Source organism: Hymenobacter cavernae, from assembly GCF_014641455.1.
In the GTDB taxonomy this organism is placed as follows: Bacteria; Bacteroidota; Bacteroidia; order Cytophagales; family Hymenobacteraceae; genus Hymenobacter; species Hymenobacter cavernae.
Genome location: NZ_BMHT01000002.1, coordinates 99,820 through 125,995, shown reverse-complemented (window position 1 = coordinate 125,995; position 26,176 = coordinate 99,820). Strand labels below are relative to the sequence as shown.

Genomic DNA, 26,176 nt, shown 5'->3' with positions numbered 1-26,176 from the left:
GAGCAGTCCGCTTTTCGTTACCCGCATGATCATATCTACTCCGAGTCGCTTTCTGGCCTTGATTATCCTGACGCTACTGGCCAGCTGCCGCAGCGAACAGGCTATGTTTCAGCTTACAGCCCCGCGTGAGCAACAAACTGCATTCGCAAATAAGCCGGAGCCTTTGCCGGCCGCTGAACCTAGCTTATCAGCGGTAGAAAAGCACAGTGCTAAGCCGTTGAACGTTGTTGTGCCGCGCCGCGAAGCTAGGTTGCCAAGAACGGCGAAAGCCAAAGCGGCTCAATTCTTAAAGCAGCGAGCCACAGTAGCCAGCCGCACAATGCGCCCAAAGCTGGTAAATAAACCGAACACTGCCGCGCGGCGTGGCGTGCGGGAAGAAGGGGAAGGCAAACCGGCGCTGCTGGTGCTGGGGATTGTGCTAGTTGTGGCCGGTGTGGTAGCTGGATTCCTGATTGGCGGCGGTGCGGGCTTCTTTGTGGGGCTGCCGATTGGCCTGCTGGGTTATTTCTTCTTTATGAAGGGCTTGTTGGGGCCTAATGCCTGGCTGGAAGTGGCGAATGAGCTGTTTCAGCTGTAACCGATCTGTCATTCCGAGCTAAGCGAGGAATCTGAGTAGCGTTGCTGCATCATAAACTCAGGTTCCTCGCTTAGCTCGGAATGACAGCTGTTTAAAATCGCCTTTGTGGCAACCTTACCTTTGCCGGCGTTGTTCTCCCCGGTTGAATCTTCTGAATGTAGTATGGCTATTATCCCCACGCACCGGCCTCGGCGCAATCGTAAGTCGCAGGTAATTCGAGACTTAGTACAGGAAACTACGCTTTCCGTTCACGACTTTATCTACCCGATCTTCATGATCGAGGGGCAGAACCAGGTTATTGAAGTAAAATCAATGCCGGGTATTCACCGCTTTTCGCCCGACCGCATCATCGACGAAATTGGCGCCTGCGTTGAGCTAGGTATCAAATCCTTCGCGCCGTTTCCGGGGCTGGAAGACAGCGTGAAAGACCGCCTTGCCCGCGAAAGCGCCAACCCGAACGGGCTTTATCTGCGCACCGTCGCCGAAATCAAGCGGCAGTTTCCGGAAGTTGTGCTCATGACCGACGTGGCTATGGACCCGTACTCCAGCGACGGCCACGACGGCGTAGTGGACCCCGAATCCGGCGAAATCCTGAACGATTCCACCCTAGAAGTACTCGGCCAGATGGCACTGGCGCAGGCCCGTGCCGGCGCCGACGTTATTGCGCCCAGCGACATGATGGATGGCCGTGTGGCCTTCATCCGCGACGTGCTCGACAGCAACAGCTTTAGCAATGTGAGCATCATGAGCTACACGGCTAAGTATGCCTCGGCCTTCTACGGTCCATTCCGCGACGCCTTAGACTCAGCGCCCAAGAAAGGCGACAAGAAAACCTACCAGATGAACTACGCCAACCGCCGCGAAGCGCTGCGGGAGCTAGCTCTTGACGAGCAAGAAGGTGCTGATATGGTAATGATTAAGCCCGCGCTGAGCTACCTCGATATCATCCGCGAAGTGCGCAATGCCACCACGCTGCCCGTTACGGCCTACAACGTGAGCGGCGAATACGCGCTGGTGAAAGCTGCCGCCCAGAACGGCTGGGTCGACGGTGAAAAAACTATGATGGAAGTGCTCATGAGCATCAAGCGCGCCGGTGCCGATGCCATCCTGACCTACTTTGCCAAGGAAGCGGCTGCCGTGCTGAAGCGCGGTTAAAAGTAGCGACTGGCTGATTTTTTGCCATTGGGCAAACTCTGTGGTGTGAGCCGCAGGGTTTGCCCAATTTTATTTATATCTGATTCTTAAGTGCGCCGATGTTTACGCGTTTTTATCAATATGCTCTCGTAGCTAGCTTGGTGGGGTATAGCTTCAGCGTAACGGCACAGGCACAGTCAGTTAAAAGCCGCACGCCGCCCCCGAACATCTACCAGGCGGTGGACACGAAGATGCGGCAGCTGCCCGACTCCGCTACGCACACCGTGGGCGGGCTGGCGCGCTACATCAACGCCTCGTTCTCAACGGAAGCGGATAAAGCTAGGGCGGCGTTTGTGTGGGTAGCCCGCAACATTCGCTACGATGTAGAGAATCAGTACATGCTTGAATTTCAACGAGAACCGGCAGTCGTGGTGCAGGAAACCTTGGCGAAGCGCACCGGGGTTTGCCGGCACTACGCCGAGCTATACAGCGCTCTGGCAAACCAAGCGGGCCTAAAGAGCTACGTGGTAGCTGGCTACGGCAGCCTGAAATCGGCGGTGGGCCACGTGTGGTGCGCCACCCGCATCGACGGGCAGTGGTACCTGATGGACCCAACCTGGGCCGCGGGCCACGTCTCAAATGATACGTTTGTGCCGCATCTGAGCAACGAGTACTACAAAGTGAAGCCCGCACGCTTCATTGAAACGCACATGCCTTTTGATCCGCTGTGGCAGCTGCTGCGGGCGCCCCGGACGCCGCAGCAGTTTCAGCAAGGAATTGTGCCCGCCGAGCCGAAGCCCGCGTTTGCCTTCGCCGATTCGGTGGCGCTGTACGAGCAGCAAACGCCCCTGCAACAGCTGCACGCCACCAACCGCCGGATAGAGCGTAATGGTGTAAGAAACGGATTGACTTTCAATTATTTGGCGAACAGCCGTCAGCAGGAAGAGAGCTGCCATATTGAAGCGTACAACGACGCTATGCAAGCGTTCAGCGAAGGCGCCAACAAGCTGAATTCCTTTATCGAATTCTTCAACCGGCAGTTTCAGCCCAAGAAAACCGACGCGCAGTTGCAGCAGCTACTACCGCCAATAGCTGCCGATTTTGAGCATTCGCGGGCGCTGCTGGCAACCGTGCACCTTCAGGGAGCCGAAAACCAGACCATTGTGAAGCAGTTTGAAGGCTCGTTGCAGGAAGCCGAAGCCAAGCTGCACAATTGTGAGGCCTTCATGGCGCATTACCTGCGCACGGGCAAGCTTTTGCGGCCCACGTTGTTCATGAATGTTAGTAGTATTGGCGGCCGTAATGAGATGATGCGCTGATTGCAGCATTAAGCTAACCATCTTTCACCTACTGACTTGAGTTACCACGCTTCTAACTTATCTTTACGCCGAGCTACCGCGGCTGATGTGCCCGGAATCCTGGGCCTTGTTCGGCGGGTAGTGCCGCTGATGAATGCCGCCGGCAACCTGCAATGGTCGGCTGATTACCCGAATGAGGCTGTTTTTCAGCGGGATATAGACCGGCAGCACCTGTGGGTAGCCGAGCTCGACGGTGAGTTGGTCGGCATAGCGGCCCTCACCAACGACCAGGACGAGGAATATATCCAAGCCGATTGGGATGTAACCGAAACTGCGCTGGTTACGCACCGGCTCGCCGTAGATCCCGCTGCTCAGGGCAAGGGCGTGGCGGCTGCACTGCTGAACAAAGCCGAAGACCTAGCCCGCGAGCAGGGCGTGCAGGTGCTGCGCGTCGATACCAACTCCGAAAACAAGGCCACGCAGCGGCTTTTTCCGAAGCTAGGTTACCGCTTTGCAGGCGAAATCTCGCTGGGGTTTCGGCCAGGCTTGCGGTTCTTTTGCTACGAGAAGCGGCTGGCCTAGCTAGGTTATAGCGCGAAGCTCCTGCTTCGCGTGTCGTTGAACGACAATCGTTGAAAAGCCACCGGTATTAGTCGTTCAACGATACGCGAAGCGGGAGCTTCGCGCTACATCGTTCTACACTCACTCCGGCACCGCGAAACTCTGCAAAGCAGCCAACTCCTGCTTGATCGTCTTCTCCCATTTTGCCTGCTTGGCTGCAAGCGTGCCGTACTGCGTGTCGACTCCGTAGTGCTGGCGGCGCTTGGCCGCGGCGGCCACAATCTGCTCTTCCGGGCCAGGTTTCCTGGCGGTTGAAGTGGCGGCGGTGGGCGTCTGAGTGGCTTGGCGCAGCTGGCGGGCGTAAATTTCCATGATGTCGAACAGCGTTTGCTGGAAGCGCAGCTGCTCCTGCACGTGCTGCCCAGGATTGATGCTGGAGGCGGAACGCACCATGTTGTTGCGCACGATAACCCGTTTTTGGTGCGTGTAGAGGTTGGTGCGCGTTTCGGTAGCAAGCTGAAACCCGGCTTTTCCTACTTTCCCTTTCTTCAGCTTAACGCCAAAGTCGCTGACGCTCAGGCGATGTTTGGCGCTCCACGATACCAGATCAGCCGCGGGGCTTTGAGCTTGACCAAAAGCAGTTATAAAACTGAATAATAAGGCAACGGTGCTTAGCAGTATCTTCATAAAACATGACTAGTGAAACAGGCGCGAGAAGATACAGCGGAAGGCTTTATAAAGCTTTGAAATTGTCGGTACACCCAAAGCAGGCTCACGGCAACTACTCCGCAAACGGCCACCGTTTCTGCTGCCGGCTCCAGAGCAGAAACGCTACAATGCCCGCGCTGATTACCGCCAGGCCGGAGAGCATAAACCTAGGTCCGGTGCTCCAAAAAACAGCCAGCCAGACCACCACGGCAACCACTACCGGCAGCGGATAAAGCGGCATCTGGAAGGGCAGGCCCTCCGTACCGCGTCGGCGCCGTAGTAGCACGAGGCCGATAGCTTGCCCCACAAACTGCACCAGAATGCGCATTGCCAGGATGGCGCTAATCACTTCGCCCAGCCGGAACAGCAGGCTGAACACGAACCCCACGCCACCCAGAATCAGGAGGGAGACGTGCGGGAACTGCTTGGTAGGATGCACTTTGGCAAAAAGCGGCAGAAACTCGCCATCGGCGGCGGCGGCGTAGGGGATGCGGGAGTAGCCCAGCAGCACCGCAAACAGCGACGCAAACGCCACCCACAGCACCAGCGCCGTGGCAAACTGCGCCGCCACCGGCCCGTAGATTTTCTCTACGAAGGTGCTGACAATGAACTCGGAATGCTGCGCCTCTTGCCACGGAATGACGGTGCCCACGCTCCAATTGAGTAGCAGGTACAAGGTCATAATCCCCAGGATACTCAGGAAGATGCTGCGCGGAATCAGCTTTTGCGGATTAATGACTTCGGCCCCTAGGTGGCACACGTTGTAATAACCTAGGTAGCTGTAGATTGTCTTGACGGCGGCCTGCCCCATGGCCGCGGAAAGCAGCACGCCGGGCAGCGCCGAAAAGCCGCCCGTGGGCAGCCACGCTACTGTGTGCTCGGCGTGCGTGACGCCGCCGAAAATCAGCCAGCCCATGAGCCCTAGCACACCAAACCACAGCATAACGCCCAGACGACCAATATCTTCGATGCGGCGGTAGAGCAGCGCAATCAGGGCCAGCACCACCACGCCCGATACCAGCTTGGGCTGCCACCACGCCGTGAGCGGCACTAGGTAGCCGAAGTACTGCGCGAAGCCGATGGCACCCGACGCCACCACCAGCGGCGCCTGTACCAGCGTTTGCCACACGTACAGAAACGACATCAGCCGGCCCCACTTCTGCTCGCCGTAGGCTAGCTTCAGGAAGCGGTAGGAGCCACCAGCGGCCGGGTAAGCCGCGCCCAGTTCCGACCAGATCAGCCCGTCGACGATGGCTAGGCCGGCGCCCACCAGCCACGCCAGCAGGAAGTACGGCCCCATGAAACCCATCACCAGCGGCAGGGTCACGAACGGGCCAATGCCCACCATGTCAATCATGTTCAGGGCGGTGGCTTGCACCAGACCTAGGTTGCGACGAAGGGTAGGCGCAGAAGAGTCGGCGTGCGGCATAGAGCGAAAGTAGGAGCGAAAGCCAGGTAGCCTGGCTACGAAAATGGGTATTGCAGAGTAAAAGCTAGGTACCCCCAAATATGTTCGGGTGCCGGAAATAACGGGTATTTTTTAGCTTAGCTGCCGTTGGAAGGAGGGCAGGAGCTAGCTTAGGCGTTCCAACCCCACTTCCACACCCTGCGTACCATAGCTCTGTAACACTACATTATGTCCGGACACTCCTCCTCCAAGTTTGCCATTTACGGGGCCATTGGGGCCAATATCGCCATTGCCATCAGCAAGTTTGTGGCGGCTTATTTCACCGGAAGCTCGGCCATGCTCTCCGAAGGCATTCACTCGTTTGTGGATAGCGGCAACGGCTTTTTGATCTTACTCGGTGTGAAGCAAAGCGAGAAGCCCGCCACCATTCAGCACCCCTTTGGTCGCAGCAAAGAGCTGTACTTCTGGGCCTTGATTGTGGCCGTGCTGGTGTTTTCAGTGGGCGGCGGCATGTCGTTCTACGAAGGCATCGAGCACCTGAACCACCCGGCGCCCATCACCGACCCGACCTGGAACTACGTGGTGCTAGGCTTGTCGATTGTCTTCGAAGGCATTTCCTGCACGCTGGCACTGAAAGCCTTCAACCAGGATCGGGGTGATATGGGCTTTCTTGAAACCCTGCGCCGCAGCAAAGACCCGTCGGTGTTTGCCATTCTGATGGAAGATATTGCCGCGCTGGTAGGGCTGGTGTTTGCCCTGGCCGGCGTATACCTAGGTCATGCTCTGAACAATCCGTACTTCGATGGTGCGGCCTCCATTCTGATTGGTTTGCTGCTGGTAACCGTAGCCATTTTCCTGATTTACAAAACGAAAGGCCTGCTCGTAGGCGAGGGCGTAGACGAAGAAACCCTGGCTTCTTTGCAGGAAATTGCCCGGGCGCAGTCCGGTGTGGAAAACGTGCGCCCCCCGCTCACCTCCTACCTAGGTCCGCACGATGTAGTACTGGCTCTGGACGTGCAATTCAGCCGCAACCTGACCGCCGTGCAGGTAGAGCAAACTATTGATGGCTTACAGGACGCTATTCGGGCAAAGCATCCGGAGTTTAAGCGCATCTTCATTGAGGCAAAGTCGCTGGGCCAAAAAGATCGTGCTGCAACTTTAGCCCGATAAGCTGATTAAGAATGGTACTTTGCTAGCGCTAAGCTCGGCAGGCGGTCCGCTGATCGGCTGCGAGTTGGTACCTTGTGTTTATTTTTTCCTGCACCATGCCGCGTCCTCAACACACCCTGAAATCTGATTTTGGCTCTAGCCCGTTCCAGGCTTTTTGGATGGGCGGCTACGAGTGCACCGACCAGCTGAACGCCTTCGGCAACCGGGTAGATTTTCTGAACGTGACCAACCACCTGGAGTTGCTTGATCAGGATTATCAGGATCTTAAGCCCTTCGGTATTGGCACCGTGCGCGAAGGTATCCGCTGGAGCTTCGTCGAAAAAACTCCGTACCAATACGACTGGAGCACCGTGCAGGTGTTGCTTGATGCGGGCAAGCGCCACGGCATCCAGCAGGTTTGGGACCTGTGCCATTTTGGCTACCCCGACGACCTCACGCCCTTGCACCCCATGTTCGCCCGGCGCTTCGCGGCGCTGTGCCGCGCCTTCGTCGACTTCTACCGCTCGCAGCGCCCCGACGACACGCTCATCGTGACGCCCATCAACGAAGTGAGCTTTATGTCGTGGCTCGGCGGCGATGCGCGCGGCACGTCGCCGTATTGCGTGGGGCAGGGTTGGGAGGTGAAGTATCGCCTGATGAAGGGCTACGTGGAAGGCGTGGCCGCCTTGCGCGAAGCCGATCCTAGCATCCGCATCCTGACTACCGAGCCGCTCATCAACATCGTGCCGCCGCCGTGGGCTGATGCGGAACACCGTCGTCGTATCGACGAATACCACCACCACCAGTTTCAGTCGGTCGATATGCTGGCCGGGCGCATGTGCCCCGAGCTGGGTGGTCGGCCGGAATTCGTTGATATCCTAGGTTTTAACTTCTACTACGACAACCAGTGGCAGCTTGATCCCTACGAGCGGATTCCGTGGGCAGAGGAGCCCGCCGACGCGCGCTGGCGCCCATTGAACGAGTTGCTGATGGCTGCTCATAAGCGCTACAACCGGCCAGTGGTTATCACCGAAACCAGCCACCCCGGCATCGACCGGCCTAAGTGGACCCGTATGATTGCCAAGGAATGTGCCCTGGCGCTGCGCAAAGGCGTGCCGTTGTGGGGCGTGTGCCTGTACCCCATCATCGACCGGCCTGACTGGGACCATCTCACGCCTTGGCATCAATCGGGCCTGTGGGACGCGGAGCTGCGTACCGACGGGCAGCCGCATCATCGGGTACTGTATGCGCCTTATGCGCAGGCACTACGGGAAGCCCAAGCCAAAGTAGCCGCCGCGGCAGTTCCCAAGAAAGTCCCCTCTTCGAAAGCTAGCCTTTCCTTGTCGTAACCTTGTATGAGCCAGTCAGCTGCCACCGCCGAGTTGCTTACCCACTTCCGTCGCGCCTTCACCGATTCGGTCCTGACGGCAGAGGAAGCGCGGGATTTGCGGCAGCGGCTGGCGGCGCACGGCTTACAAGGCAAGGAGCTGGAAGAGCTGCGCCGACAGTTGTTTGCCCTGGCTGAAGAGCGGTTTAATACCTTCAAGGACAAGAAGATGGTGGAGTGGCTGGCGGCTGCCAGCGCCTTGTTGCTGCCACCTGCCGAGCCGCAGGCAGCCCACTCAGAAGTGTTCTTTAGCCCCGGCACGGCGTGCCTGGACGCTATTCTGGCGTTCATCAACCATGCCGCGCATCGGCTGGATGTGTGCGTATTCACCATCTCCGACGACCGAATTGCGGAGGCGCTGCTGGCGGCACACCGGCGTGGCGCGGCCATCCGGCTGCTCACCGACAACGACAAGCTCCACGACCAGGGCTCCGACATCAAGTCGTTGCAGGCGGCGGGCGTACCGGTGCGCATCGACCGGACACCCAATCACATGCACCACAAATTTGCCGTGGCCGACAACCGGGTGGTGCTCACGGGCAGCTACAACTGGACCCGCTCGGCGGCCCTGGCCAACCTCGAAAACCTGCTCGTGACCGACGATGCTACTGTGGTGCAGCGCTATAGCACCGAGTTCGAGCGCCTCTGGTCGGAAATGCAGCAGTACGATGGAGTTTAAGAAGTGTTGAGTTTTAAGTGTTGAGTGTTGAGTTTTTAAAATGATAATTGGTAACTGATAACTGGTAACTGAAAAAAGGGGATATGCTGCCGCCCAATTCAATACTCAACATTCAAAACTCAACACTTCTTCAATCAGCATTTCTCGCTTCACCGGTGGGCTTGCTGGAGTTGCGCGGCACTGAGGCGGGTTTGTCGGCGGTGCTGTTTCAGGAGGAAAATGAGGGTGCGGTGACGCCTGTTGGGGCGGTGCCAGAGTGTCTGCGCGAAGCTGTGCGGCAGCTACAGGCCTATTTCGGCGGGGAGCTGCGCACCTTCGACCTAGCTTATGACTTGCGTCAGGGCACTGACTTCCAGCGCCGCGTGTGGGCCGCACTACCGGGCATCGGCTACGGCCGCACCGCCTCCTACCTCGACCTGGCCCGCCAGCTCGGCGACCCCAAAGCGGTGCGCGCCGTGGGTGCGGCCAACGGCCAGAACCCGCTGGCTATCGTGTGGCCGTGCCACCGGGTTATTGGCACCAGCGGGCAGCTTACAGGTTATGCCGGTGGGCTGGCCCGCAAGAAGTGGCTGCTAGCGTTCGAGAATCCGCCAGCGCAGGGCGAGTTGTTCTGAAACCTAGGAGGCTTACTTACTCAACTTGTAAGATGTTGCTTGACGTGCGTAATCATCGTTCGCGCTAGCACTATTGCACGGACATTATCCGAGAAGCCTCTCGCCGCTCAAGCCGGCTTGCCTTAACTTGCGGCCATATGCGTATTAACTCGTTAACTACCGCCGCTCTGCCCCGCTGGTTCTGGCCTCTGTTGCTAGGGTTGAATTTCCTTTTGCACGCTCCTTACTTTCGGCTTCCTCCCGCCAGCATCCATGTGTGGCGGCAGTCTGATACCATGGCCGTTGCGCGCAACTTCTACGAGGAAGGCATGAACATCCTAGAGCCTCGCGTTGATAAGCGCAATGACACAGATGGAATTACGGGTATGCAGTTTCCTTCGTACGAATGGCTGGTGGCCGGCAGCTATCATCTGTTTGGCTTCCACGAAGCGCTACCTAGGTTGCTCAACTGGCTCATCTACATGGCCGGGGTGGTGGCTTTTTACTACTTGGTGCGGCAGGTAAGCGGGTCGGAGTGGTTCGGGGGTGTAGGCGCCTGGTGCCTGGCTTGGAGCCCCGAGACGTACTACCACGGCATCAATGCCTTACCCGACATCCTGGCGCTCACCGCTTCTATTGCCGGCCTGTTCTGGTTTGGCCGGTGGCGAGAAGAGAAGAGCCTAGCTTATCTCGGATTGAGTCTGGTCGGGGTGACTTTGGGCGGGCTTACCAAGCTTCAGTTTCTAGCCGTCGGCTTTCCCATTGCCGTGTTGGTAATGCGTGATCTGCTCCAGCGTCGCTACTCTTGGCAGCAAATAGTGCTGCTAATTAGCTACGCGGTGGTGGCGGTAGGGGTGTCTCTGGCGTGGTATGCCTACGCGCTGAAGCTGATTAAAACCTCTGGGCTCGAGAATTTTGGGCTAGAGTTTCGGCCGGCAGAGGACCTAGCTACCGGGCTAGCTATCCTGAAGCGCAATTTGTTATCTGATTGGCCGGAGCTTCTATTAGGCTATGGGGCACTGGCGCTGCTTTTAGTGGGGCTATGGCGGCTAGTGCGCCATGCTCCGGTTCAGAATCCCTGGTTCGTTCCTGGGCTCATCTGGGGGCTTGCGCTGATGGTATACTACCTGATTGAGCTTCACCAAATGCGGGGGCATACCTATTACATGTTGCCCCTGTTGCCGCCCTTGCTGCTGCTCGCCGTGTGGGGCGCTGCCTGGCTACAGCGCTTGCCAAAAGCTAGGGTTTGGCTGTTGGCGTTGCTCGTCGTGCAGCCTGTTTGGGCTTTTGCACGGGTAAACTATAACCGGTGGATGCACCTCAATCCCGATGTCGCGCCGGAGCTGTTTAACCCAGTGAGCCGAGCTCAACTAGAAGCCGCCACGCCAGCGGGTGCCTTGTGCGTAGTCGGCCCCGACAACTCCAGCTGCATTGACCTGTATTTCCTACATAAGAAAGGCTTCGGCTTTGAATGGACAGCCCAACTGCTGGACAATACTCCCAATGGACAGCCGTACATCGCAGATTGTATTGCTCGCGGAGCACGGTATTTGTACACCAATGATACGACCGCTGTCAAAGATGCCCGTTTGCAGCCGTATCTAGAGCAGCGGCTAACCAAAGTGGGGGATTTTAGCGTCTGGAAGCTGCGCCCACAACCCTGAGCTAGGTCGACCGAACCGGACCTCAGCGGGGCAACACCCATCGTTGAAACCTAGGTAGCTTACCAGTTCCGCAACTTGCGTTAACTAGAACATCATGCTGAGCCGGTCGAAGTATCTCTACCGGTTCGTTGAGCTAGCATCAGGATTACCATTACGGTAGAGATGCTTCGACCAGCTCAGCATGACGTTCCGCACTTCTTCCAGAAACAACCTACCAGCCACTAGGCGTAGCGCCCCAAGTGGATTTTTTCTTCACCACCGGGCGCTTTACTGGCGTCTTCTTTTTAGCGGAGCTTTTCTTGGCAGGAGCCGCTTTGCGCTTGGCCGGTAGGGGCTTCTTGGTAGTAGGAGTGGTTGGCTCAGCGCCGTACTTCACCTGAGCTGCGTTGGGGTCGCCGGTCAGGAACAGGTCGAACTCCACGCGGCGGTTGCGGGCGCGGCCAGCCTCGGTGTTGTTGGTAGCCAGCGGATGATTGATGCCGTAGCCGCGCCACTCCACGCGCGTGTCGGCGAGGCCTTTGGCGAGCAGATAGCGGCGGGCCGAGGCAGCCCGGTCGCGGGAGAGGCGTAGGTTATACGCGGCCGGTCCTTGGCTATCGGTATGCCCGGCAATGCTCAGCGAGTAGTCGGGGTACTGCTGAAGAATCTGGGCGATGGTATCCAGGGTGGCATAAGACGAGGGCAGCAGCGTGGCGTTGTTGCGCTCGAAGCCGATGAGCTTCGTCGCTTCCTTCAACCGCTGACGCACAGTGGCTTGGATTTCCGGGCAGCCGTGGTTTGAGGCCGGTCCGGCCCGCTCCGGGCAGCGGTCATCTGCGTTCAGGATGCCGTCCCCATCCGTATCGTCGGCGTTGACAGCAGCCTTGGTAGCAGGCTCCGTCGGAGCGGCCGACGGCAGAGGGCAGCCATTGGCGTCTACTTCGGTGCCGGCGGGCGTGTTCGGGCACTGGTCTTCGGTGTCGCTTACGCCATCCTGGTCGGTGTCGGGGCAGCCGTGCAGCTCCGGCGAGCCGGGCGTGTCGGGGCAGGCATCGTCTACGTCGTCTACGCCGTCGTTGTCGGCATCGGGGCAGCCGTGCAGCTCGGCTTTGCCCGGCTGCGAAGGACACTGGTCCTGGTAGTTAGGCACGCCGTCCTGATCGTCGTCGAGGGGGCAGCCGTGGTCGTCGACCTCGATATCGGCGGGCGTTTTGGGGCATTGATCCAGCCGATCCGGCACGCCATCCTCGTCGGCATCGGGTGCCTGACCTAGGTTGAACGTCAGCCCGACCGTGTGCTGAAGGAAGCGGTCGGCCCAGCGGGGCGTAGGTGCTTCCCGCATGCCGTCCAGGTTGGCGTGCATGGGCAAGTGCTGGCTGCTCTGCACAAAAAGGCTCACGCCGCCACCCAGGCGCAGGTTGATGCCGGCGCCGGCCATTACATCGATGTAGCCTTTTTCCTCATTGATGCGGCTGCTATCGGTCAGGCCCGCACGGCTGGCAAACGTCCAGCCCGAGGCGGCTACGAGGTACGGCTGAATCCGGGCGTTTTCCTTTAGCGCCCAGCCATTGTTGAGCTTGAGCTTGAAACCTAGGTTGCTGTTAACCAAGGTAGTGGTGAAGTACGAGGTGGCACTGTGTCGTCCGGTGAGCTGCCCGTAAAAAATTTGGGCGTTAAGGTCCAGGCCCTTCCCCAGGTACTGATTAATGGCCAGACCCGGCGCGTAGCGGCTATCGTCAAATTTCCAATAATCGGAACCGAAGTTCCCGCGATATTGCAGGACGCTGACATTCAAACCAATGCTGGTGCGGCGCTCAGCCGTCTGGGCGACGGCACCAAAAGGCCGGCTGGCCAGAAAGGCCAATGCGAAAACCAGGACCGGAAAGTTGAATAAAGAGTGCTTCATCAGGGAATATGGATCGAGCGGAGCCCTGCCGGCGGCGGCTGTCATCACCCGCTTCAACAGAACACAAAGCTTGACAAAACGCATTTCCTCCCGCTTCGCGCTCCGCGCCGACGTTCGGACAAACAGCTTGTCGCTTAGTTGGGCGGCTAGGGCAAAAGCTATGCCTTTCCGGGCGGCGCGTTCTACGAATCTTTGTAATCCGTACCCGTTTTTTACAACCGCAAAGAAATAAAATGGCCCTAACCAGCGTTGAAAGTCCTTTCGTGAGGAGTATGCCAAGGGCAAAATCCAATAGTACGACCGCCAGCCAGCCGGTACACCGTGTGCGGAGCGGTAGTACCTAGGTTGTGAGCAGGGCCAAGTGCTGTATCTTTGTTGACTGCTCGGCTGGTAGTATTTTGCCGGGAAATTATTATTGCTTTTCTACGCCAATCATCATGAAAAATTCTCTGTGGCTGCCTGCGCTGCTCTTGCTGCTGGCCGCTGCTCCTACGCAGGCCCAACGCAAGGTTAAAGTAAAAACCAAGCCCGGCAACGCGGTTGCCCCCGACAAAAGCAGCCGTTTGCTGCCGCTCTTTGGAGGGGCGTCGGTGGCCCAGGCCGAGCAGGTCGTGGGGCCGGCTTTCCTGGCCGATGTGGAGCGCAGCTTTGCCTCACGGACCGAAGCCAGCAAGTTCTTCTCCGATAAAGGGTATGAGTATCTGACAGAAAACCAGCCGGATACAGCCGTATATCGCTTCAACCTGGCCTGGCTGCTCAATCAGAAGAACGCGGAAGCTTACCGGGGGCTGGGCGTAATCGCCAGCCAGCGCTCCAACAACGATGAGGCCATCAGTCTGCTGGCGCAGGGCCTGGCCGTGGAGCCCAACAGCACCTTGCTGCTGAGCGACCTAGGTGCCAGCTACGTGATCCGCTACGAAAAAGACAAGAAGAAAAAAGACCTGACGCAAGGCATGGAGTACCTGCAAAAAGCCGTAGCCGCCGATCCGCAGAACGCGGAAGCCTGGCAGCAGCTCGCGCGGGGCTATTACTTCCAGGAAAACTACGCGAAAGCCTGGGAAGCCGTGCACACGGGGCAGAAGCTGAGCGTAGCCGCCCTTGATTTTCAGTTCATTGGCGATCTGGTGAGCAAGATGCCCGATCCGCAGGGTACGTTCAAATAAATTATTTCCGCACGCGTTGTTTTAATCCGCGAGCCGGGCGGCCTCGTATGTCCGGCTCATTCCGTTCCACACCTAGCTAGCTTTTTCGTGAACTACCGCCCGTTGCTGCTCAGCGCGCTTTTGCTTACTTCTTTGCTGCCGCGCACCGGCGCCGCGCAAGATGGCCCCGAACGGCGTCGTCGCTACTACAACAGCCAGGGGCGGCCGTATCACCGCGGGCCGGTGCGCCTCACGGCAGGCCTAGGGGCCGGCTTCTACAATGGCGACCTGACGAGTAGCCTGGGGAATAATTTTCCGGGGCTGAGCGGTAGTTTGGGGGTGTTGTATCTGCTACGGCCGCACCTGCTGGTTGGCACCGAGCTTTCTGCCTTTCAGATCGGCGCCAAAGATGACCTTCCCGACCGCAACCTGGCTTTTCGGGCCCGCAATGGTTCCGGCGAAGTGTTCTTCCGCTACGAGCCGTTCCGCGATGAAGCCGAGTTTGCCGCGCCGCGTGGTCCGGTTGCGTTCGTAAAGCCTTACCTGAAAGCGGGTGTCGGTTTGCTACTCTACAACCCCAAGAGCTACAATGGCACTGCGCGCCCCGAGGAATTTACGTCCTTTCTGCCGCCCGAGCGCAACGACTACCCGGCTATGGCCATCGTGGCGCCGGTGGGGCTAGGCCTCACGTTTCGCCTGAGCCGCACCCTGAATGCTACCGCCGAAGCGGCGTACTACTTCACCACCACCGACTACCTCGACGACGTGAGCAAGCGGGCCAACTCCGGCGCCAAAGATGGCTACGGCCGCGCCGAGCTGAAGGTGGAATATGCGTTTTGGTAGGATGTAGCGCGAAGCGGGAGCTTCGCGCATCGTTGAACGACTCGCACCTAGGTTGTGCTAAGAGGCTGTTTGAGTTAGCTATAAACGCCGTAGAGACGCAATATTTTGCGTCTCGTCGTTGAACGACTTGGCAGTATCAGCAACGATTAGACGCAAAATGTTGCGTCTCTACACACCGTTCCGCCGTCGCAAAAAAATCAAACGCCTTCTGACACAATCGTTCAACGATACACGAAGCGGGAGCTTCGCGCTACATGCATGCTTAAAACAAGAAAGGCTCGTCACACGACGAGCCTTTCTTGTTGGTTGTGGCAGGAGCGGAGCAGCTTATTGTTTCACGAAGCGCTGGTGGAACTCCTTCTGTCCGTCGCTGACGGTGAGCGTGTAGAGGCCACTGGCTAAGCCCGCTACGTTCAGCTGACCGTTGCCGTCGTAGGTGGCGCCTTTCACGGCCGCACCACGCACGTCGAAGAGCTTCACTGATTTCACTTCCGCGTTGTCGGGCAGGGCCAGGCGCAGCACGTCGGTAGCCGGGTTGGGATACACTTCAAACTGACGACCAGGAAGTTGGCTGAGCGATTCGCCGCCGGCGCTGATGCCTGCTACGCCGGTGTTGGCGAAGGTGCCGCCGCTCACGTTGATGGCATAGTCCTCGGTTTCGCCGTAGCTGTAGGTGCCGCAGCTGGTCGCGCCAGACTGGTAGCTCATCACGACGCGCAGACGGGTTTTGCCGGTTTTGGCGGTGGTGGGCACCGTGAAGCTGGCCGACAGCGTGCCCGCGCTGGCCGAGGAGCCGGAAACGATGGTTTCGCCCGAGTCGGTGAAGTCGCCGTCCTGGTTCCAGTCGATGTAGATTCTCCAGTACTCCGTGTAAGCCGAGGTAGCAAAGGCCGCGCTGAAGCTGATCGTCTGCGAAGAGCCGGCCGCTACGCTCGTTGTGGTGGCCGTGCCGTCGTAGTAGCCGCCATCGGCCCCCGACGCGCGGTTGATAGAACCTAGGTTTACCAAGTCAATCCACTCATAAGAAGTGCTGCCCTTCGACGTGCAATACGTTGTGCCGGTGGTAGGCGGAGGCGTGGTGGTGCCGCCACCGTTGTAAACGGCGCCCACGCCCACGGCATACCAGGCGTTGGTCGTCGCAATTACCTGGGCCGAACCCGCGCCATACAGGTCGGTAGCGGCCTGAATAGCAGCCGTGCGAGCATTAGCGTAGTTGGAGGAAGCCGTGAGGTACACATCTTCCGCCCGGAAGGCGATTTTCGCGGCGGCGTCGATGCCGATACCGGTTACGGAGTAGCTGCTGCCAATGTCGTTGGTGCCGCTGCCGCCTTGGCTGAGCAGGTAAAACCAGTAGTTGAGCACGCCCGAGTTGGTGTGCACGCCGCCATTGTCGGCCGAGCCGGTGGCCCAGTAGGTTCCTTTATAGGTATCAGGCTGGCCGTAGGCGTTGGGGTTGCTCATAGAGCGCAGGGCGCCGCCGGCTTTCATGATTTGCTCGCCGATAAGCCAGGTGCTCTTACCGGTCAGGCCGTAGGTGCCCACGGCGCGGGCTTCCACTGCGGCGCCCCAAATGTCGGAGAAGCCTTCGTTCATGGCGCCCGACTCGTAGGAATACGTCAGGTTCGCCGTGTTTTCGCACACGGCGTGGCCGATTTCGTGGCCGCACACGTCCAGCGCCGTCAGGGGCTTGAAGGTGCTGGCGCCATCGCCGTAAGTCATGCGGGCGCCGTCCCAGAACGCATTTTCGTAGCCGGCACCGCCGGGCACATCGTCGAAGTGCACGTAGCTCTTGATCTTGGCGCCGGCATTATCGAACGAGTTGCGGCCGTGCACGGCTTTCCAGTAGTCGTACGTGGCCTGGGCACCGAAGTGGGCATCGCCGGCCACGTTGTCGTAGTTGGCATTGTTGTACTCGGTCCAGCTGTTGTCGGCGTCGATGAAGTCGGTGGCGGCCGTGTAGCTGCTGCCTTTCTTGCAGTTATACGTTTCGATACCTAGGCCCCGCGTGTACTCGCGCAGACGGTACCCGCCGGTGGTGGTTTCGTCGGCGATGGAGCGGGTGCCGCTATAGGCCGTAGCATACGTGCCGGTGGCCGCCGCGTGCTTGATGATGTCATCTTTTAACACTACTTGCCCCGATTGCGCATCCACGTAGATGTAGGCGCGGCTCAGCGGCTGCTGGGCGTAGATGTTGAACTTCCAGGCCAGCACGGGCTTCACCATGCCCGCTTCCACACCTAGGGCTTCGGCCTGGGGCGTCACGATAACCAACTCAGCCTTTGGCTTATAGGTTGCACCTAGGTCGTTCTGCTCCTGCTTCAGGTCGGCTTCGGCAGCCGCGCTCTGCCACATATACTGCCTGGCGCCTACATAGTCGAGGGCGCGTTGCAGGGCCGCCTGCGCCGACAGGGAAGGCGTCACGTTCAGGCCGCGCACCTTCGCGAAGTGGCCGCTGATGCTCTCAATAGCGCCCCGGCGGGCGTGCACCGTGTAGGCCGAATGCTCTACCTTGATGCCGCGGTAATATTGCTCAAACTTCTGGTGCACGAAACCGAGCTGGTCGGCTTCCGCTTTGGTTTGCAGCACCTGATCGTCTTTAGTTAGCTGGAGCTGATCGGTAAGCGCTTTGGTGGCTTCACTCTGGCCATAGGCTTTGCTGCCCGGCTTGAAATGAACGAAGGCGGGCGAGCCGTCTTCGGCAACTACTTTCTGCTGCACCCGCGATAGGTCCTGGGCGTGCGTGCTGAAGTGGGCCAGGCCGCCGAGTAATAGAAGGACGGCTGAGTACTTGTGGGACATAGGATGGTTTTAAATCGTGGAGAAATAATAGATCGAGTTGTACTGGCAAATAGGTTGAGCACAAGTTAATCGGAATTTAATCCGGTTAACTTAGCATGTCACAACTAGGTGGCTATTGTCCAAATATGGCCTATATTATGTTTAATAAGAACCTGTAAATCAAGTGGAAACCTAGGTTATTGCTTCTTGAAGCTCGCTTTTCAGCCGGTCGTTTTTGATGCAAGACGTCCTTGACAATCAAGTCACTCCAACCTTTTTATTTTACGATAACCCATGACTTCTCCAACCTCTGCTTCGCTCCCAAACCGCTGGAACCTAGCTGGCCGCGTGGCCCTCGTGACGGGAGCTTCCAAAGGCATCGGCGCGGCTGTGGCGGCTGAGCTGCTTCAGTTTGGCGCTACTGTGCTGGCCGTGGCCCGCCAAGCGGAAACGCTGACCGCGCAAGTAGCCGAGTGGCGCGCCCAAGGCCTCGACGCGCACGCCCTGGCCGCCGACGTAAGCAGCCCTGAAGGCCGCGCCGCGCTGCTCCAAGCCGTGCAGCAGCGCACGCCCAAACTGGACATTCTGGTAAACAACGTAGGCACCAACATCCGCAAGAAGACGCCCGACTACAGCCCCGAAGAATATCAGCACATTATGGCGACCAACCTGGGTTCGACGTTTGAGCTGTGCCGCCTGGCATATCCGCTGCTGCAAGCGGCTAGTGGGGGCAGTATCGTGAACATTGCCTCGGTGGCCGGGCTGCTGCACATTCGCACGGGCGCCGTCTATGGCATGACCAAAGCGGCCATGATTCAGCTGACCCGCAACCTGGCCGTGGAGTGGGCTGCCGACCAAATTCGCGTGAACGTCGTGGCGCCCTGGTACATCCAGACGCCGCTGGCCGCCGGCGTGCTCAGCAACGACGATTACCGCAACGAAGTACTAAGCCGCACGCCCATGCGGCGCATCGGCGAGCCGGAAGAAGTGGCCGCCGCCGTGGCTTTCCTGTGCCTGCCCGCCGCCAGCTACATCACCGGCCAGGTGCTGAGCGTGGATGGCGGCTTCACGGTGAATGGTTTCTAAACGCGAACCTAGGTTAACAAAAAAGCCCCGCTGACCAACGGGGCTTTTTTGTTAACCTAGGTTCGCGTAAGCATTTAAGCTTGAACCATTTGGCGTAACGCCGCTTCGTACTGGGCAAATGCCTCCTGACCAGAAGCTAGGTACAGGAATGGCTCGATCAGCTCCAGCTCCATGAGCAGTAGCTCGCCTTCCACGGCCACACCATCAACGCGGGCGTAGAGGCAATCGGTGGCGAAGCGGGCCACGATGGCATCGGCGGCGGGGCGCAGGTGAGCCGGCGCTTCGCGGGGCTCGATGCCACCACCTAGGTAGTGCTGCACCCGGAAATCGCCCGACTTTGGGGTTTTGAGCACGCAGTGGCTGAATTGACCACCCAGGTAAATAAACGACCATTCGCCCTCCGTCTGGATCTGTGGCAGGAAAGGCTGCGCCAGAAAGTCTTCCGTAGCTAGCAGGCTGGTTAGCCGCTCAGCATGGGCCTGCGCTTCGGTGCGGTTCAACGAAAACGTGTTCTTGGCGCCACCGCTCACGGCCGGCTTCACGATTAGCTGGTCCGTAGCTAGGCTTTCGAGCAAGGTGGCAGGCTCAAACGTAGCGCCGCGCGTGAGTCGCCGCGTCGGAATCACCCGAACACCGGCCATGGCTAGGTCGTCGAGGTAGCGCTTGTCGGCGTTCCAGCGCACCGTCTTGATCGGGTTCAGCACCCGCACACCTAGGTTTTCCAGCTGGTCGAGCCACTGGTAAAACTCGTTGATGCGGTCGAAGTAGTCCCACGGCGACTTAAGCAGCACCACGTCGTAGCGGGTCCAGTCAATGCCGGGCTCGGTCCAGCGCTCCATCGTTACGTGGTGCCCGCACTGACCTAGGTAGTTGGCGAGCAGCACATCTTCATTTTCGACACCAGCAGCGCTGTAATCAATAACAGGTTCGTACGTGACGAGAACAATTTTCATTTAACAGGTACCATTTATCAGTTAACACTGCTGACTCCGACCAGACGAGCCACAGCGCACAGTTTAGGTTAGTGAAGAGCACTACATCAAAAAACAGCCACGAAATCCGCGTAATCCGAAAAAATCGTTGAATTCATGGGTTCAGATTACTTGCTCTTCAAAGCTAGGTAGTCGGCCGCCAGCGTGGCCAACGTCTTGACTCCTAGGGTGAAGCCGCTCTCATCGAGCATAAAGCCGGCCGTATGGTGCGGCGCCGTGGTGGCCGGATCGGTGCCCTTGCTCATGCCGCCTACGAAGACGAACAAGCCGGGGACTTTCTCCTGGAAGAAGGCAAAATCTTCGGCGCCCGTTACGGCTTTTTGCATGCTTACCTTATCCGCGTTGCCCGCGGCGGTGCGCAACGACGGCAGCATGAGTTCAGTGAGCTGCGGGTTGTTGTACGTCACCGGCGCGTAGTTCTGAATCGATACGTCGGCGGTGGCGCCGGCACTTTCGGCAATGTTGGTGGCCGTGCGGCGGATGGCGGCCCAGATCTTCTGCTGCATGTCTTTGTCGAGCGTGCGGATGGTGCCGGTTAGCTCCACTTGCTCGGGGATGATGTTGTTGCGCACGCCGCCGTGCACCATGCCCACCGTAATAACGGCCGCGTCGGAAGTCAGCTCCGTTTGCCTGCTCACGATGGTTTGTAGGCCCATAATAATCTGCGCGGCCGTCACGACTGGGTCGACGGCCAACCACGGATACGCGCCGTGCGCCGATTTTCCCTTCACCACAATATTGAACACGTCGGAGCTAGCCATTTCGCCGCCAGAGCGATAGGAGAGCTTCCCGACTTCCGTCTGGGCTTGAATGTGCACCCCGAAAATGGCATCGACCTTCGGGTTTTCCAGCGCGCCTTCTTTCACCATGAGCTTGGCGCCGCCTTCTTCGCCGGGCAGCGAGCCTTCTTCGGCGGGCTGGAAGATAAACTTCACGGTGCCCGGCAAGTCTTTCTTCACCTGACTCAGCACCTCAGCCGCGCCCATGAGCATGGCCACGTGCGAATCGTGGCCGCAGGCGTGCATCACACCCACTTCCTGACCGTTGTACGTCGCCCTGGCTTTCGAGACAAACGGCAGGCTGTTGCTTTCCGTGACGGGCAGTCCGTCCATATCAGCGCGCAAGGCCACTACCGGGCCCGGCTTGCCGCCCCGCAGAATACCTACCACACCCGTGCGGGCCACGCCGGTTTGCACTTCAATACCTAGGCTCTTGAGGTGCGCCGCCACAATGCCAGCCGTGCGCGTTTCGTGGTTGCCTAGCTCCGGGTGCTCGTGAATGTCGCGGCGCCAGGCAATAACCTTGGCTTCTTCCTGCGCGGCCAGCTTGGCAATGCGCGCATCAAGGGCAGCATTCGGCGAAGGAGGCGCCACGGTGGCACTGGTCAGCAGGGTTGTGGTAAGAAGAGCGTAAGCAATTTTCATAACGAGCACGGCATGAGGCTGGAAAACGGGGCGTAAGGTACAATGCAGCCGGCATTCAGCTGTAACCGGTTTGCGCTGGTTATTTTTGCAGATTCAACGGCCTGTATGGCCGCTGCTGGATTGCACTACATGTTTAGTTTAGGAAATCGGGAGCCCCTGGTAACGGCTCCTTTTGCGGAGAAAGGGACCAGAGGCTGGATGCGGGCATGGGAGCAGCCTCGGTTTCGGTGGCAGCTAGGTTTGGGCCTCACCCTAGGTATTATCCTCGCCTTCGGAATGCCGCACTACTTCGCCTTCATCGAGGCGCGTGTCGGAAAGGTATTGGCCGATCCGCTGCTGCCGCACTTGCCGGCCCGCGACATGTCCTGGACGACGTTTACCATCATTTACCTGTGTATTCTGCTGGCGCTCATTCATTTGGGCCGTCGGCCGGGCGCCTTTGTGCGGGTGCTGTGGGCCTATTGCATCATGCACCTGATCCGCATCGGTACGCTTTGGTTTGCGCCGCTGGACCCACCCACGGGCCTGGTTCTCCTGCACGACCCCATCGTGGATACGCTGTTTTACCCCACCAATCCCATCACCAAGGACCTGTTTTTCTCCGGCCACACCGCCACGATCATGCTGCTCGCCCTGGGTGTGCGGAGCCAGTGGCTGCAGCGCCTGCTGCTGCTGGCTACGGTAGCAATAGGGTTTCTGGTGCTGGTGCAGCACGCACACTATACCTATGATGTAGTGGCAGCGCCGTTTTTCGCCGCCCTGAGCTTCTGGCTGGCCGGTAAGGTGGTGAGAAAGTGAAGTGGTGAGCCGGTGAGGAAAATTGTAAAAACACTCAACACTTCTTACTTCAGGTGCTTTTCGTAGAGCCCGGCGGCAATTTTTTCCGTCACGGCTTTTGGGACGAAGCTCGTCAGGGCGGCGGAAATCTTGTTTAGGGCGCCCGGAATAACTTCCGCTTCGCCGGCTAGCATGGCCGTGGTGCCAATTTGGGCAACCTCTTCCGGCGTCATTCCAAATTTATTGGCTGTTGCCTGCAAATCGGCGTTCATGCCGGCGCGATTCGGGAAATCAGTGTTCGTTGCACCCGGACTCAGGCACGTCACCGACACAGATGTGCCGCGCAGCTCATAGCGCAGCCCGCGGCTAAAGGTGAGCAGGAACGCCTTGCTGGCCGCGTATAACGACAGCGTCGGAACCGCCTGATAAGCGGCAGTGCTCGACACATTCAGGATGTGTGCCTTGGGCTGCTGCCGCAGCAGCGGCAGCAAGTGGTGCGTCAGCTCCACGGGCACCATCATGTTGAGCTGAAGCATGTTCTGCTGATCGGTCAGCGGCAGCTCCTCGAAGCGTCCCCACAAGCCATAGCCCGCATTATTGACCAGAATACCTAGGTCCGGAGCCTGAGCGCTTGCCCACTCCGCCACGCGTCCTGCCGCACCCGGCGCAGCCAGGTCGGCGGCCAGCACCTTCGCCTGCACCCTGTGCGCCTGGCCTAGCTCGGTAGCCAGCTGCGCCAGCACATCCGCCGAGCGGGCTACCAGCAGCAGGTTGTAGCCGCGGCGAGCTAGGTCAGTAGCTATAGCCCGACCAATTCCGCGGGAAGCGCCAGTAACGAGGGCGTAGGGCATGAGGTGAGATGGTGAAGTGGTGAAATAGTGAGATGGTGAAATAGTGAGGTGGTGAGGTGGTGAGATGGAGACGCGGTGAGTTTCTCATTGCTCCTGCACAAGTAGGACAGGGGATAGGAAACTTCCCACCTCATCACTTCACCATCTCACCACCTCACTATTTCACCAAGTGTAAAAACCGCAGGTAAAAGGGCGTCGCGCTGTTGGCGTGCTTGGGCTCGTATTTGCCCGCGATGATGGGAATATACATCACGCGGCGGCGCGAAACTTCGCCGATGAGGGGCGACTGCGCAACGCGGTGCCACATGCGGCCGTCGTGCACGGTGAGGTCGCCGGGTTCGGTTTCCACGGCTATTTCGTTGTCGTCGGCACTTACGTCTTTGTAGTACTTCTTGCGAAAGAGCATGTCTTTCAAACCTTGGCGGTGCGTGCCGGCGAGCAGGCGCAGACCGCCGTTGGTGGCGGGCGTGCCATCGAGGTGTACGCCCACGTTCAGCATTGGCCCGATGCGCTTGCCGTAGAACACGTCGCGTAGCGAATCGGTGTGCCAGCCCATCTGCGAAAACTCGCTGCCGGTCACGTTCACATAGTGGTTAATCACGAGGCCGTCCTTCTCGTTTTCACCCACCCGGCCACCGGGCGTTTCGAGCAGCGGAAACAGCGCCTTGAAGCGTGCGTCCTGCAAAAACTCGTGCAGCACGGGACTATAGTGTGAAGCAAAAGCGAAGCGCTGCACGATACGCGAGCCATCGACATCTTTGCCGTATTTGATGGGTACGCCATTTACTTTTTGGATGCCTTCCTCCAGCCATTGCTGCTGCACCTGCTGCGAGGCTTGCAGCAATTCCTGCACTCTATCGCGCGAAATGAAAGGCCGAAAATGGAGGAAGCCATATTCCTTAAAAAACGCCAACTGCTCTGCGGTGAGGCTATTACCTAGCACAAAGCGGGGATAGTCTTGTATTGTTGACATAAGAAAGCGGCGGCAAAACGGCGCCTGATAACTGCAAAGATACAACACGCGCGGCCGTCCGGAATAGGTTGAGCTAAATCTGCCGTAGCAAAAGGCCACGTGTCGGAAACCGCGAAAGTTGACTTAGGCTTGTGAAGAAAACGTGAATCAACCACTAAAACTGCTTTTCTGTTTCGGCGCGCTCTGCTATCTTACTGCTGTTCCTGTCCTTCTCACACCTAAATAATGAAAATTCTTCTTTCCCTACTTCTTCTTACGGGCAGCGCAATTGCCGAAAATCAACTTGCTTCTCCGTCGTTAGTACCATTTCGGCAAGGCACTAAATGGGGCTACGCCGACCAGCGCCAGCATCTGGTGCTGCCCCTGCAATACGACGAAGCGGGCCCGTTTGCCGATGGCCTAGCCTGGGTGCGCCAAGGACAATTTTTTGGCTACATCAACACCAGCGGCAACCTCATTACGCCCCTGCATTATACACAAGCCGGTAACTTCCAGCGTGGCCGCGCCACGGTAGGCCTAGGTTCCGAAACCTTCGATATCGACGCCGGTGGCCGGCGCCTGAGCACGCCACCCACTCCCGCGCCCGAAACAGATGTGCTGAGCCTGGGCCACATCACGCACCAAAGTGGCAAGCTAGGTTACCGCTTCACCGTCGGCGACGCCGTGGTGCCCGCCGCTTACGATGAGATTCGGGAACTGGCCAGCGGCGTGCTACTGGTGCGCCAGGGGCAAAAGTGGGGTGCCATCAACGGCAAAGGCAAGCTGGTGCTGCCGCTGGCCTACGACGCCATTCGGGCCAGTGCCGACAACGAGTCGGCTTTTCCCATCATCGAGCAGCAGGGCCACTTCGGCTACCTGGGTGCCGACGGACGCCTGCTGGTGAAGCCCAAGTACCGCGCCGCGGCGCCATTTCAGGAAGGGGTGGCGCGGGTCGTCACGGAAGCCGGCCAGCCCGGCTACATTGATGCCAGGGGCGAGGAATATTTCAAGGATTGAAGCAGGCGTTGAGAAAACCGGAGCCGAGCTTGCAGGCATAAAGCGTTCAATCCTTGTGTTTAACCCTTAAAGCAGATGATTATGAGCTATTTAGTTTCAGTGATTCCGGCGTCTCTCTTAAGCTGTCTGCGCACAGTTCTGTTGGTTGGCTGGGGGCTGGGTATTTTCGGCAACAATGCCTGGGCCCAAACCCAAACGCCACAAGAGGGCAACTCGCCTTTCCGCCTGCTGCCAAATTATGATCAGGAGTACACGCGCGTCGACAAAATGCCGGTTTTCAAAAAAGGCGGGAATGCCGGCCTGCTGACTTTTATCAAAAAGAACCGTCCAACGCTGCCTGCTGGTGCTAAGGAACTTTTTATGTCGTTTGTCGTGGATAAAAGCGGCAAGCCAACGTAGGCAAAGCTGATTCCGGTACCGAATAACGTAAGCATTCCTGCCAGCACGTACCAGGAAGTGGCGCATTTGTTAAAGCGCATGGACTTCGTGCCCGGTCAGCAGAATGGCAAGCCGGTAAGCGTGGCATTCACGGTTCCGCTTACGTCTTCACGCAGATAAGTGCTTCAGCCACATCGCCTAATGCTCGCGCTGCCCATCCTCAACGTGCATCTCCAGCCCTGCGACGCCGATTGGCAGCAGATGACGCTCACCGCCCAAGGCCGTCACTGCGCCCACTGCAACCGGGTGGTACACGATTTCACCAACGCCTCCGCCGCCGACCTAGCCCAAGCCCGCGCCGCTTCGCCCGATGGCCGCCTGTGCGGCCGCTTCCGCCGCGAGCAACTAGCTCCTAGGCTGCAGTTGCGCCCGAAGCTGCGGCGGTTTCTGGTGGCGCTGGTGCTGGTGTGCGGGCTAGGTTTGACGAGTGGCGAAGCGTGGGCGCAGGTGAAAGCCGCTCCATTGAGGAAGGCTACTGAGAAAACTAGTTCAGAAGATGTAGGGAAGATTATTGATTACGTCGAACAAATGCCATTCTATAAGGATGGAGGAAATGATGGGGTTCTCCGCTGCATTAATACAAACTTGCGCTACCCCAAAGGCCAGACTAAAAGGGGTAAAGTATTCGTCAACTTTACCGTTACCAAAACCGGAGATGTGAGTAACGCGAAAATTTTAAAAGGCTTGGGTGAGCCATTTGATGCAGAAGCTTTACGCGTAACCCGCTTGCTTGGTAAATGGATACCAGGAGCACAGAAAAACAAACCTGTAGATGTTAGCTTCACAGTGCCTATCACCTTTTCTCCGCCCGATTTAAAGCAGAAAAAGTAGGC

Annotated in this window: 24 protein-coding genes; 16 read left to right on the top strand and 8 right to left on the bottom strand. The window is 58.4% G+C overall.

Going from position 1 to position 26,176, the window contains the following annotated elements; genetic code table 11:
* Window positions 1–25 precede the first annotated feature (25 nt).
* From IEX74_RS04925 to IEX74_RS04910, 4 genes are all read left to right on the top strand, one after another.
* Window positions 26–577, top strand: coding sequence for a hypothetical protein (locus IEX74_RS04925; protein WP_188811623.1), 552 nt, complete (start codon window positions 26–28; stop codon window positions 575–577).
* A 162-nt stretch (window positions 578–739) separates the two neighbouring features.
* A complete protein-coding gene (gene hemB / locus IEX74_RS04920; RefSeq protein ID WP_188811621.1) occupies window positions 740–1,732 on the top strand; it encodes a porphobilinogen synthase in 993 nt (330 codons plus the stop codon).
* Between the two features lie 98 nt (window positions 1,733–1,830).
* Window positions 1,831–3,030: a transglutaminase domain-containing protein gene (locus IEX74_RS04915; protein ID WP_188811619.1), complete on the top strand. Its 1,200-nt coding sequence runs from the start codon at window positions 1,831–1,833 to the stop codon at window positions 3,028–3,030.
* A 36-nt stretch (window positions 3,031–3,066) separates the two neighbouring features.
* Window positions 3,067–3,591 carry a GNAT family N-acetyltransferase gene (locus IEX74_RS04910; protein WP_188811617.1) on the top strand — a complete coding sequence of 175 codons (525 nt, stop codon included), beginning with the start codon at window positions 3,067–3,069 and terminating at the stop codon, window positions 3,589–3,591.
* A gap of 120 nt (window positions 3,592–3,711) precedes the next feature.
* Here the strand turns inward: IEX74_RS04910 and IEX74_RS04905 are convergent, their stop codons facing one another.
* Together IEX74_RS04905 and IEX74_RS04900 are read right to left on the bottom strand one after the other, a co-directional pair.
* A complete protein-coding gene (locus IEX74_RS04905; RefSeq protein WP_188811615.1) occupies window positions 3,712–4,257 on the bottom strand; it encodes a hypothetical protein in 546 nt (181 codons plus the stop codon).
* A 94-nt stretch (window positions 4,258–4,351) separates the two neighbouring features.
* Entirely contained in the window at window positions 4,352–5,707 is a 1,356-nt protein-coding gene (locus IEX74_RS04900) for an APC family permease (RefSeq protein WP_188811613.1), read from the bottom strand.
* 207 nt (window positions 5,708–5,914) lie between these two features.
* Between IEX74_RS04900 and IEX74_RS04895 the strand changes: the two genes are divergently transcribed.
* The 5 genes from IEX74_RS04895 (at window position 5,915) to IEX74_RS04875 (ending at window position 11,158) form a co-directional block, all read left to right on the top strand.
* Window positions 5,915–6,856, top strand: coding sequence for a cation diffusion facilitator family transporter (locus IEX74_RS04895; protein ID WP_188811611.1), 942 nt, complete (start codon window positions 5,915–5,917; stop codon window positions 6,854–6,856).
* 95 nt (window positions 6,857–6,951) lie between these two features.
* Window positions 6,952–8,184 (top strand): glycoside hydrolase family 1 protein, encoded by a 1,233-nt coding sequence (locus IEX74_RS04890; RefSeq protein ID WP_188811609.1) that lies wholly within the window; start codon window positions 6,952–6,954, stop codon window positions 8,182–8,184.
* A 6-nt stretch (window positions 8,185–8,190) separates the two neighbouring features.
* On the top strand, window positions 8,191–8,901 hold the full coding sequence (locus tag IEX74_RS04885; RefSeq protein ID WP_188811607.1) for a phospholipase D-like domain-containing protein: 711 nt from the start codon (window positions 8,191–8,193) through the stop codon (window positions 8,899–8,901).
* An 83-nt stretch (window positions 8,902–8,984) separates the two neighbouring features.
* Window positions 8,985–9,515 (top strand): methylated-DNA--[protein]-cysteine S-methyltransferase, encoded by a 531-nt coding sequence (locus tag IEX74_RS04880; RefSeq protein ID WP_188811605.1) that lies wholly within the window; start codon window positions 8,985–8,987, stop codon window positions 9,513–9,515.
* Window positions 9,516–9,652: 137 nt separating this feature from the next.
* On the top strand, window positions 9,653–11,158 hold the full coding sequence (locus IEX74_RS04875; RefSeq protein ID WP_188811603.1) for an ArnT family glycosyltransferase: 1,506 nt from the start codon (window positions 9,653–9,655) through the stop codon (window positions 11,156–11,158).
* A gap of 211 nt (window positions 11,159–11,369) precedes the next feature.
* On the opposite strand, the gene IEX74_RS23425 is transcribed toward IEX74_RS04875, so the two are convergent.
* Window positions 11,370–13,043, bottom strand: coding sequence for an OmpA family protein (locus IEX74_RS23425; RefSeq protein ID WP_188811601.1), 1,674 nt, complete (start codon window positions 13,041–13,043; stop codon window positions 11,370–11,372).
* 437 nt (window positions 13,044–13,480) lie between these two features.
* On the opposite strand from IEX74_RS23425, the gene IEX74_RS04865 reads away from it, so the two are divergent.
* Together IEX74_RS04865 and IEX74_RS04860 are read left to right on the top strand one after the other, a co-directional pair.
* The gene (locus tag IEX74_RS04865; protein ID WP_188811600.1) at window positions 13,481–14,206 is read left to right on the top strand and encodes a tetratricopeptide repeat protein; all 726 of its coding nucleotides are present in this window, start codon (window positions 13,481–13,483) and stop codon (window positions 14,204–14,206) included.
* An 87-nt stretch (window positions 14,207–14,293) separates the two neighbouring features.
* Window positions 14,294–15,028 (top strand): hypothetical protein, encoded by a 735-nt coding sequence (locus tag IEX74_RS04860; protein ID WP_188811598.1) that lies wholly within the window; start codon window positions 14,294–14,296, stop codon window positions 15,026–15,028.
* Window positions 15,029–15,355: 327 nt separating this feature from the next.
* Here IEX74_RS04860 and IEX74_RS04855 read toward each other — a convergent pair whose 3' ends face one another.
* Window positions 15,356–17,827 carry a M4 family metallopeptidase gene (locus IEX74_RS04855; RefSeq protein WP_188811596.1) on the bottom strand — a complete coding sequence of 824 codons (2,472 nt, stop codon included), beginning with the start codon at window positions 17,825–17,827 and terminating at the stop codon, window positions 15,356–15,358.
* Between the two features lie 273 nt (window positions 17,828–18,100).
* Here IEX74_RS04855 and IEX74_RS04850 point away from each other — a divergent pair, with 273 nt between their 5' ends.
* Window positions 18,101–18,892, top strand: coding sequence for an SDR family oxidoreductase (locus tag IEX74_RS04850; RefSeq protein WP_188811594.1), 792 nt, complete (start codon window positions 18,101–18,103; stop codon window positions 18,890–18,892).
* A 74-nt stretch (window positions 18,893–18,966) separates the two neighbouring features.
* Here the strand turns inward: IEX74_RS04850 and IEX74_RS04845 are convergent, their stop codons facing one another.
* Both IEX74_RS04845 and IEX74_RS04840 read right to left on the bottom strand, forming a co-directional pair.
* Window positions 18,967–19,845 (bottom strand): ATP-grasp domain-containing protein, encoded by an 879-nt coding sequence (locus IEX74_RS04845; RefSeq protein ID WP_188811592.1) that lies wholly within the window; start codon window positions 19,843–19,845, stop codon window positions 18,967–18,969.
* Window positions 19,846–19,991: 146 nt separating this feature from the next.
* Window positions 19,992–21,308: an amidohydrolase gene (locus IEX74_RS04840; RefSeq protein WP_188811590.1), complete on the bottom strand. Its 1,317-nt coding sequence runs from the start codon at window positions 21,306–21,308 to the stop codon at window positions 19,992–19,994.
* Window positions 21,309–21,437: 129 nt separating this feature from the next.
* On the opposite strand from IEX74_RS04840, the gene IEX74_RS04835 reads away from it, so the two are divergent.
* Window positions 21,438–22,106: a phosphatase PAP2-related protein gene (locus IEX74_RS04835; protein ID WP_188811588.1), complete on the top strand. Its 669-nt coding sequence runs from the start codon at window positions 21,438–21,440 to the stop codon at window positions 22,104–22,106.
* 44 nt (window positions 22,107–22,150) lie between these two features.
* Here IEX74_RS04835 and IEX74_RS04830 read toward each other — a convergent pair whose 3' ends face one another.
* Both IEX74_RS04830 and IEX74_RS04825 read right to left on the bottom strand, forming a co-directional pair.
* Window positions 22,151–22,936 (bottom strand): SDR family NAD(P)-dependent oxidoreductase, encoded by a 786-nt coding sequence (locus tag IEX74_RS04830; RefSeq protein WP_188811586.1) that lies wholly within the window; start codon window positions 22,934–22,936, stop codon window positions 22,151–22,153.
* A gap of 157 nt (window positions 22,937–23,093) precedes the next feature.
* A complete protein-coding gene (locus IEX74_RS04825; RefSeq protein WP_188811584.1) occupies window positions 23,094–23,909 on the bottom strand; it encodes a phytanoyl-CoA dioxygenase family protein in 816 nt (271 codons plus the stop codon).
* Between the two features lie 225 nt (window positions 23,910–24,134).
* Between IEX74_RS04825 and IEX74_RS04820 the strand changes: the two genes are divergently transcribed.
* The 3 genes from IEX74_RS04820 (at window position 24,135) to IEX74_RS04810 (ending at window position 26,174) form a co-directional block, all read left to right on the top strand.
* Window positions 24,135–24,905 (top strand): WG repeat-containing protein, encoded by a 771-nt coding sequence (locus IEX74_RS04820; RefSeq protein WP_188811582.1) that lies wholly within the window; start codon window positions 24,135–24,137, stop codon window positions 24,903–24,905.
* Window positions 24,906–24,986: 81 nt separating this feature from the next.
* The gene (locus IEX74_RS04815) at window positions 24,987–25,304 is read left to right on the top strand and encodes a hypothetical protein (RefSeq protein ID WP_188811580.1); all 318 of its coding nucleotides are present in this window, start codon (window positions 24,987–24,989) and stop codon (window positions 25,302–25,304) included.
* Window positions 25,305–25,484: 180 nt separating this feature from the next.
* Entirely contained in the window at window positions 25,485–26,174 is a 690-nt protein-coding gene (locus IEX74_RS04810) for an energy transducer TonB (protein WP_188811578.1), read from the top strand.
* Window positions 26,175–26,176 lie beyond the last annotated feature (2 nt).